The sequence below is a fragment of the bacterium genome (assembly GCA_040754625.1).
GTDB lineage: Bacteria > JACRDZ01 > JAQUKH01 > JAQUKH01 > JAQUKH01 > JAQUKH01.
In genome coordinates, this window is the sequence record JBFMCF010000017.1 from 1 (window position 1) to 8,734 (window position 8,734).

General features: G+C 38.1%; 8 protein-coding genes and 1 tRNA gene. 7 read left to right on the forward strand and 2 right to left on the reverse strand.

Translation table 11 applies throughout. The features are described 5' to 3' along the window. Nucleotides 1-265 precede the first annotated feature (265 nt). Together AB1498_00975 and AB1498_00980 are read left to right on the forward strand one after the other, a co-directional pair. Nucleotides 266-1,195: a peptidylprolyl isomerase gene (locus AB1498_00975; protein MEW6086875.1), complete on the forward strand. Its 930-nt coding sequence runs from the start codon at nucleotides 266-268 to the stop codon at nucleotides 1,193-1,195. A gap of 259 nt (nucleotides 1,196-1,454) precedes the next feature. Then, on the forward strand, nucleotides 1,455-3,479 hold the full coding sequence (locus AB1498_00980) for a PAS domain S-box protein (GenBank protein MEW6086876.1): 2,025 nt from the start codon (nucleotides 1,455-1,457) through the stop codon (nucleotides 3,477-3,479). A 136-nt stretch (nucleotides 3,480-3,615) separates the two neighbouring features. On the opposite strand, the gene AB1498_00985 is transcribed toward AB1498_00980, so the two are convergent. Together AB1498_00985 and AB1498_00990 are read right to left on the reverse strand one after the other, a co-directional pair. After that, nucleotides 3,616-3,702 (reverse strand) — tRNA-Leu (locus tag AB1498_00985). 29 nt (nucleotides 3,703-3,731) lie between these two features. After that, nucleotides 3,732-4,175: a cytochrome c3 family protein gene (locus tag AB1498_00990; GenBank protein MEW6086877.1), complete on the reverse strand. Its 444-nt coding sequence runs from the start codon at nucleotides 4,173-4,175 to the stop codon at nucleotides 3,732-3,734. A gap of 97 nt (nucleotides 4,176-4,272) precedes the next feature. On the opposite strand from AB1498_00990, the gene AB1498_00995 reads away from it, so the two are divergent. The 5 genes from AB1498_00995 to AB1498_01015 form a co-directional block, all read left to right on the forward strand. Further along, nucleotides 4,273-5,400, forward strand: coding sequence for a glycosyltransferase family 4 protein (locus tag AB1498_00995; GenBank protein ID MEW6086878.1), 1,128 nt, complete (start codon nucleotides 4,273-4,275; stop codon nucleotides 5,398-5,400). Nucleotides 5,401-5,466: 66 nt separating this feature from the next. Beyond that, nucleotides 5,467-6,441: a permease gene (locus AB1498_01000; GenBank protein MEW6086879.1), complete on the forward strand. Its 975-nt coding sequence runs from the start codon at nucleotides 5,467-5,469 to the stop codon at nucleotides 6,439-6,441. A 14-nt stretch (nucleotides 6,442-6,455) separates the two neighbouring features. Further along, nucleotides 6,456-7,403, forward strand: coding sequence for a hypothetical protein (locus AB1498_01005; GenBank protein MEW6086880.1), 948 nt, complete (start codon nucleotides 6,456-6,458; stop codon nucleotides 7,401-7,403). Nucleotides 7,404-7,473: 70 nt separating this feature from the next. After that, nucleotides 7,474-8,280, forward strand: a complete 807-nt coding sequence (locus tag AB1498_01010; protein ID MEW6086881.1) for a hypothetical protein — start codon at nucleotides 7,474-7,476, stop codon at nucleotides 8,278-8,280. 141 nt (nucleotides 8,281-8,421) lie between these two features. Continuing rightward, a partial coding sequence (locus AB1498_01015) for an IS1380 family transposase (protein MEW6086882.1) occupies nucleotides 8,422-8,734 on the forward strand: 313 nt, incomplete at its 3' end.

Here is an 8,734-nt window from a genome sequence, read left to right on the forward strand (position 1 = left end):
AATTAAGCCCCAGAATCAAATTCAACCTATAACCTATCTACTCCAGACTATGGTTTATTTTACCTATAATCCAGAGTTTTCACCTAACACTTTTGACTTTTAATTTATCGTATCATCTCCTTAAAATATTATTCTTAAACCATATTCTAACATCCTGTGATTTAATGTCAATATTTTACTTGTTTTTAAAATATTAGTAGTAAAATACCTAAGAATGTATTATAATACTTTGTATTTTAATTTGTAAAAAAGAAAGGATAAAAAAATGGGAAAGAAAAGGTTTGGAATTTTGTCGTTTTTAGTGATTTTTATTTTTTGTGCGCTGGCCTGCGAGAAATTTCAGGGAAAGAACACAGGATCTCAAGAGGCCGATGCAAGCTTGATTATTGCGAAAATAGGCAATACTAAAATTACTGTAAAAGAATTTGAACGTAAATATAGTTCAATACCACCGCAATACAAAATGTTCTTTTCAGGTGAGGACGGAAAAAGAAAATTTCTTGAAGAAATTATTAAAGAAAAAATTTTAGCAGAAAAGGCGAGGAACATGGGTATTGACAAAAAAGAGGATATCAGGGAGATTATTGAGGACATTAAAGATAATATTTTGGCGAAAGAAATGTACGCTGCTAAAAATGAAGAGCTGGTCAAATCAACTTCTGTAACTGATGAAGAAGTTGCGAAAGAAATCAGCACAAGCGAAACAATAGGACGCGCAAGCCATATCCTTCTAAAAGATGAAACCAAGGCAAAAGACATTTTAAAAAGAGTAAAAAAGGGAGAAGATTTTGGAAAATTGGCATCTGAGTTTTCAGAGGACCCCTCAGCAAAAAGAAATAATGGGGACCTTGGGACTTTTTCTAAAGGAGACATGGTCCCTGAATTTGATAACGCTATATTTGCATTAAAAATAGGAGAAATCACGTCAGATCCTGTAAAGACTTCTTTTGGATATCACATTATTAAAAGAACAGAACCGGAAAAAGAAGAAATTAGAAGCAGATTGATTACAAAAAAACAAGGGACCTGTTTTAATGACTGGCTGGAAGAAACAAAAAAAGAAATATCTGTACAGGTCAACGAAGAGGTTTTAAAGAAAATAAAATTCGAAGAAGGAATGCAGAGTAAGGGGGCTCATCCCGGTATGCCTCAAGGCCACGGCGGTGGAGCGCCGGCAGGCCATGGCGGGATGTAATTTCCTGTTTGAATAAGTAAAAAAGGGTGAAAATATTTTATTTTCACCCTTTTTTTTTGAAGTTTTTATGACCAAATTTACCGGCCATGGCTGAAAACCTTCCATTTTTTTGATTCCAGAAATATATATCTTAAAAATTCTTTATTAAAACAATTATTTTACCGATTGTAAGCACTGGTTGACTATAGCAATAAATAGGCATATATTCTAAATAAGCATGCCGCTTATTTTAGAGACTCTTATAAACCGGATAATTAAAATGCCTGTGAAAAAATCAAAAACTTATAATAAAAATTTTACCGGCCGCAGGAAGTTAGAGGAATATAACAAATTATTGACAGATGTCCTGCTGGATTTGAATAAATCCGAATATCAATTAGATATTATAAGAAATATCTTAAAAATAATTAAGCAATATACGGGGGTTGAAGCTGTCGGGATACGGTTAAAGGAAGGTGAAGACTTTCCTTATTTTTACCACAGCGGATTTTCTGACTCTTTTATAGAAAAAGAGATGTCGCTCTGCGCGAAAAACCAGAAAGGCGAACCTATACGCGATTCAAAAGGCGGGCCTTATCTTGAATGTATGTGTGGAGATGTTTTGTGCGGACGGACGGACCCGTCTAAATCTTTTTTTACAAAGGGCGGTAGTTTCTGGTCAAACTGCACCACGGATATTCTTGTTTCACCAAATGAAAAAGACCGCTGGGTGTGCGCACGGGAGCGTTGTAACAGCGAGGGCTATGAATCGGTTGCGCTGGTCCCGCTTCGTTCATCTGATGAGATTATCGGTCTTTTGCAGATTAATGACCGCCGCAGGGATTGTTTTACATTTGATTTTATCAATTTTCTGGAGGGCCTGGGTTCAAGCATAGGTATAGCCCTCAAGAGGAAAAAAATTGAGGATGAAATAAAAGAATCAAAAAATTTTACTGATATTGTTTTTGAAAGCATAATGGACCTGGTTTCTGTGATAGATGCAAAAACTTTTGAAATATTGAAAACCAACAGAGCGTTAATAGATAGTTTAAAAATTGAAGATAAAAATATTATTGGAAGAAAATGTTACGAGGTGACCCACCAAAATGACAAACCTTGCGGTCCGCCGGAGCATATATGCCCAATGTATGAAACATTGAAAACTGGAACAGCCTCTACAGTTGAACACATACATTATGATAAAGGAGGGAATAAAATATATTTTGAAGTTTCCACTTCTCCTATAAAGAACGAAAAGGGCGAGATTGTCCAGGTTGTTCATGTTGCCAGAAATATCACTGAACGTAAAAAGGTAAAAGAGATGCTGCAGGTAAGCGAAAACAGGTTTCGCGGGACATTTGAACAGGCGGCTGTCGGGATAGCTCATGTAGCACTTGACGGGAAGTGGATTTTAGTTAACCAGAGGTTTTGCGACATTATAGGTTATTCACGGGAGGAGATAGCCAATAAAAAATTCCAGGATATAACATACCCTGATGATCTTGACCGGGACGTTGGATATGTCAAGGAAATGCTGGAAAATAAAAGAAAAACTTTCTCCATGGAAAAACGTTATATCCGTAAAGATGGTTTATTTGTCTGGGTCAATTTAACGGTATCGCTTATGCGTAAACCTTCCGGCGAGCCGGATTATTTCATTTCTGTTGTTGAGGATATCAGTGAGAGGAAAAAAGGTGAGCAATGGATAAAACAGAGTTATGAAAAATTGAGAAAAGCTTTGGAACAAACATCCCATGCCTTATCAATAACAGTGGAACAGAAGGACCCATATACAGCCGGCCATCAGCACAGGGTTTCCAAGTTGGCCTGTGCTATAGCCAGGGAGCTGGGTTTTGACGATGAGCGTGTTACGGAAATTCGAATAGCGGGGGATTTGCATGACCTTGGGAAGATAAGTATTCCTTCGGAAATTCTTACAAAACCAGGAAAGTTAAGCGAGATTGAAATGGACCTGGTAAAAAACCATTCTCAGACAGGGTATGAAATATTGAAGGAAATAGATTTCCCATGGCCTATTGCGGAGATCACATTGCAGCATCATGAAAGGATAAACGGATCCGGTTACCCGAACGGGCTTAAGGGTGAAGCTATTAAAATAGAGGCAAAAATAATCGGTGTTGCGGATGTGGTCGAGGCTATGTCTTCTCACCGGCCATACCGCCCGGCCCTCGGCATAAATAACGCGCTTGAGGAAATATTGCAGAAAAGAGATATACTTTATGATTCCAGGGTGGTAGATGCCTGTTTAAAACTTTTTATTGAGAAAGGTTTTAAATTTGAATAGATAGAAAAACTCCCGTTTTCTCCAAAACTCAATATTGAAATTTTGAAAATAGAAAAGAGACCGCAATTGAGAATCTTTTTTGCCTAATTTCTATTGTCGATTCTCAATTTCTCCGATTTTCTGCTTGCAGAAAATCTGGTGCCGAAGGGGGGAGTTGAACCCCCACAGAATTGCTCCTACATGACCCTGAATCATGCGTGTCTGCCAGTTCCACCACTTCGGCTGAAATAACTTATAAGTGATAGATTTTTTCTATTTTTTCTGCCGTTCCCTGCCGTTTTTGATTTTTTCTCCAACAAATTTTTCTAATTCTTTTATATGGCACCCGCCGCATTCAGAAGTAGGCGCTCCTTTATATTTTCTTTTATTTTCGGTATGACAACCCCGGCACATGTTGTGGTATGCGACTTTTAGACGCGGAGGCAGGTTTTTTTCTTCAAGTTGAGATTCATCTTCCACGCTATGGCAAGAGGGGCAGTTGGCGGGTTTTTGTTCCGGTGTTTTTAATTCATGATGGCATCTCTCGCAGGGGAAACCGAGCCCGTTTTGTTTGTCAAGATGTTTTGTATGGTTAAAATAGACTACCGGAACGCGGTCCTGGATTGGGTCAATTATCATAAAATAGGAAAATCCTGCTGATGGTATAAAAATAAAAACTGTAATTAAAATCAAAAATAACTTTACATTTTTATTCATAAAACCCCTCCATCAAATATTTTAAAAGGTTAACTATTATACCATATTATTTTAAATAGGAAAGAAAAATATTATTTATGATATAATATATTATTTTATGGATAAAAATAAATTAAATATATTGGAAATAAATTTTTCCCGTGCATGGGGCGGGCTTGAAATGCAAATGCCTATAATTGCCGGGGGGTTAAAGGAATTAGGGCATAATGTTATTGTTGCATGCCCCGGGATGTCCCCCGCCGAAAAAGCAGCCAGTCAATTAGGATTGCGTGTAATTAACCTGGAAAATAAGATAAAATATTTTGACCTGCCTGTTATTTTGAAATTAAAAAACATCATCAGAGACAATAAAATAGATGTTGTTCACAGCCATATGGCGAAGGATTTGCCGGTAATTATACCGGCCGGAAAAATGGCAGGCTGTAAAAAAATATATTTCACGAGGCATATTGAATCTCATTACAGGAAAAAAAGCGTTTTCCATTTTATCCTATATCGTTCATTAACGGGAGCAATCGCGATTACAAATGCGGTAAAAGAAAGTTTAATAGAAACAACGCATATAATACCTGAAAAAATTGACGTAATATATTGCGGTATAAATGTAGAAAAATTCAGGCAGAGAGCCCTCCAGGGAAATATCTTAAGGAAAGAATATAATGTTCCGGAAGACTTTTATATGATCGGGGTGGTCGGCCGTTTGCAGGATGGAAAAGGGCATGAGTATATGCTGCGCGCCATGCCGGAAGTTATAAAAAAAATTCCCAAAATTAAAATATTTATTGTTGGTGAAGAAACAAAAGGAGAGGAAAACGGATATAAGAATTATCTGGAGAGTGTTGTTAAAGAATTGAATATCCCGGATAGTGTAATATTCACGGGCTTCAGGCCTGATCTCCCCGTTGTGATGAATTCACTGGATATTTTAGTCATGCCGTCTAAAAGAGAAGCGTTTGGACTTGTGGCTGTTGAAGCAATGGCCTTGAACAAGGTTGTAATTGCCACGAAAAGCCTGGGGACCCAGGAAATTATTGATGACGGGAAAGACGGTTTTTTGGCCCCATATGGAAAAAGTGAAATTTTATCGGAAAAAATAATAAATATTTTGAATGACCCGGTAAAGGCAGAAAAAATGGGTGAAATGGCGCAAAAAAAAGTCGAGGAAAAATTTGAATTCAATAAAAATATTAAAAAATTGGAACAATTATTTTTAAGCACCCCTTAATCCGTCCTTAATTTTGGAGAGGGAGGGGACGTTGCAAATCTTTTTTTGAAAAAAAGTGCTGGTTATATGGAAAAAGCAGTTCAGGAAATTATTATTTTGGCCGTTGAGCTCTGGAAAGAGGCGTTGTATATAATGCCATTTTTTCTATTCGGTGTGGCAATCGATTCAGTTATAAGAACTTTTAAATTACATGTAAAATTAAGGCAGGCAATTGATAAAATGGGTTATTTTTCTGTCCCGGGTGCGGTAATTATCGGGATAGTCAGTCCGCTTTGCGCGTGCGGGATCCTTCCTGTGGCAATTTCTCTTATAATCAACGGTGTCCCTTTTGCCCCGGTTATGGCACTGCTCGTTTCTTCCCCGTTAATGAGCCCGAGCGGCTATACCCTGACGGCGTGGGAATTGGGAAAAGACTGGGCTAACGCGAAACTTATAGCAAGCATTTTTATGGGGCTCTTCGCGGGATATGTTACTTTGTTATTTCAGGATAAATACTTCACTTTTAAACAATTGTTTAAAGGAGAACCGCCTTTGCATGATGTTCATGACCATGACTGCGACCCGAAAATAAAATGTACCTGCCAGGATAAATTAAGCAACCGCCTGGCCAAAGAAGGGAAAAATAAATTTATTATTTTTGGGGCAAAATTCTGGGAAGGATTCATAACTATAGGTAAATATACTTTGATAGGCTTGCTCGTCGAAATAGCCGGTTTACGGTATTTGCCCTCAGAGATGATAGAAAAAGTCATTTATTCCCAAAGTATGTGGATTGTCCCGGTTGTGGTTTTTGTCAGCGTGCCGCTTTATGTTAACCAGGTTACCGCCGCGGCCGTGCTTTACGGTTTTATTGATAAGGGAATGCAGATTCCATGGGGTGCCGGAATGGCTTTTTTGATAGGAGGGCCTGTTTCCGCGCTTCCGGTCATAGCTGTATTGTGGTCGATGTTCAGGAAACGCGTTTTGTTTTTGTATCTCGGAATTTGCATCACAGGTTCAATAATCGTCGGTTACACGGCTTACTTTTTGACTCTACATTAGAAATACCCTTTTAAATGATAAAATTAAACAAAGTATACATTTTTCAATGGATTCTTGTTTTTACCCTCATAATATCCTCTCCGGTTTTCGCAGAAAAAATCAGAATCAATGAAATTTATTACGACCCGCCGGGCTTGTCTTCAGAAGAGGCAGACAGGGAATTCATAGAATTGTTTGTTGTTGAAGGAGGATTTGATCCTTCCGGATGGTATATTCTTGATTGGGACAGCGGCCACAAAAAATGGGCTGTTCCCGATTCATGTCCTAAGGTGCAGACGGGTGATTATGTTGTTATCCATATAGGGAAGGGCACAGATTTTGATTCTTCAGGGGTGTTTCATTTTTATATGAATGAGACATCATCCAAACTTTCGAACAGCGGCGACCCTGTCGGGTTAAGAGATGACAAAGATATTCCGCAGGACTTTATTTCATACGAGGGCGGTACGGACAGCGGGCTTACAGGTGCTGATTTTTGTTTATGGCCTAATGACGGAGTAAACCCGGGGGGCAATGAATTAAAAGTCCCGGCGGATTCAGGGTTTTCTTTGCAATTTTCAGGGGAAAATATTGACAGGAGCCAAAACTGGATTTCTGCAGAGCCTACCTGCGGTTACGAAAATATAAAAAAAGAAGTTGTTTCAAAACCTCCGGAAATTATAGGTCTCTCTTTTTCTCCTAATCCCTTTATTTTGGGAGACCAGGGCTATTTGAAAATAGATTTTAATCTTAGTTACGGGGCTGATGTGACTTTACGAATTTATGATGTCCGGGGGAGGCTTTGTGTCCGTTTGAAAGAAGATGAATATTTTTCAGGCGGGGCAAAGACTGTCCATTGGGATGGAAGGGATAAAGATGGCACGGAAGTAAAAATCGGGATTTATATCCTATACATGGAAGTACGAAACAGCCAGGGAATAAACAGTTTGAAAAAAACGGTTGTGGTGGGAAAAAAAAGATAGCATAGCGCAAAGAATAAATGATGTAAGGGCAGGTCCCCGTGCCTGCCCTTTGTGATAATTTATTAAATTTATGAAAAACATTTTATGGATAATCATATTTTTATCTCTGGGCAGTCTTTCATTCGCCGCCTTTGAGGAAAAACCTATCAGCCCAAGAATTACAGGTATGGGTGAGACTTTTTCAGCAATTGAAGGTGGAATTGACGGTATTTTTTATAGCCCTGCAATATTTGAGGCAAAAGAAGAAAAAAACGAGGTTTTTACATCAAAAACAGAGCTTTTTGGCATTTCAGAATTGAAGCAGAATCTTTTTGCATACGGCCGGACATTTTTTTTGAATAATAGGCTGGGTTTTGGTATACAGAGGTTCGGGAATGATATTTATTATGAAGAAGTAAAGCTTTTAAATCTTTTCAGGAGATTTATGGACAATCTGGATATAGGAATTAATGTAAAAGAGATGAATCTTAAAATAGAATCTCTGGATAAATATTCCGCCATCGGGATAGACGGCGGTTTCCAGGTTAAACTAAATGAAGATTTCCGGATTGGCAGTATGGCTAGAAATTTTAACAGGCCGCGAATAATGGATAATTTACCTGTTATTTACAGGATTGGGATATCATGCAGTATTTTTGAAGGAATTATCTTTGCGTTTGACTGGGAGAAGGAAGAAAATTTTGAAGATAATTTTCACCTGGGGCAGGAAATATGTTTAAACAGTTTTTTATTTTTAAGGTCCGGGTATGAAACACAGCCAAGCCGCGCTGCCGGCGGGCTGGGTATAAAAATTAAACCTGTTCAAATTGATTACAGTATTTTTTCTCATCCGGTGCTGGGAAACACGCAGATATTTTCTTTAATAATGGGGTGGTAAACCCCGCACCAAACTGTCTATTAGTCCTTACACAAGCGTAATTTTTTGAAATAAAAGCGAAAAAGGACTTGAAATGCCCAATTCTATTGGTTAAAATGATTTTGTCAAAAAACATAACAACCAAAAAAAAGGGCATTTCAAGTGAATAAAAAATCTAAAGGAAAATATAGCAAAATACTAAGGAATCGTCAACAACAAATTGGACACCGATTAAGAAAAAAACAATGGAAAGATCAACCCGATCCGGTCATGAAGGGCAGCAACATACACTATGAAATGAGCGGGAAAATTCAAGCGATAAACTGTGGGGGAATAGGAGTCCTTCACCAAATGGCAAAAAAGATGGGACTGGTAAAAGAAATCGACTCAAATCTAAAATTATTAAAAACACATGTCCCGTATCATGAATCGGATCATGTGCTGAATATCGCCTATAACATATTGGCGGGTGGTG